This window comes from Stenotrophomonas sp. SrG (assembly GCF_050031795.1).
In the GTDB taxonomy this organism is placed as follows: domain Bacteria; phylum Pseudomonadota; class Gammaproteobacteria; order Xanthomonadales; family Xanthomonadaceae; genus Stenotrophomonas; species Stenotrophomonas rhizophila_A.
Map to the genome: position 1 here is coordinate 1 of NZ_JBNBBE010000699.1, position 248 is coordinate 248.

The window sequence follows — 248 nt, forward strand, 5'->3', positions numbered from 1 at the left end:
GTCTCACCATCCTGCTCGGGGCGCTCAAGTGCGGACCGCAGCGCTACAACATGGAGGGCGCGGCGATCTATCAGGCGATGATCGCCGCGCTGTCGCGGTGCACCCGCGGGCTGCCCAGCTTCCTGAGCTCGACGGACGACGGCAGCCTCGTGCCGCTGCAGTCCATCGGGCTCGCCGTGCTGTCGGCCGCGCTCTACGCGGTCTTCCTCTACATGCAGACCGGCACCGACCGCGCGCTCTACCTGCAG

At 69.4% G+C, this 248-nt stretch carries 1 pseudogene; it reads left to right on the top strand.

From position 1 onward, the window contains the following. Window positions 1–248 (top strand): annotated as a pseudogene (locus tag ACQG3P_RS21380) (hypothetical protein); the annotation flags it as partial.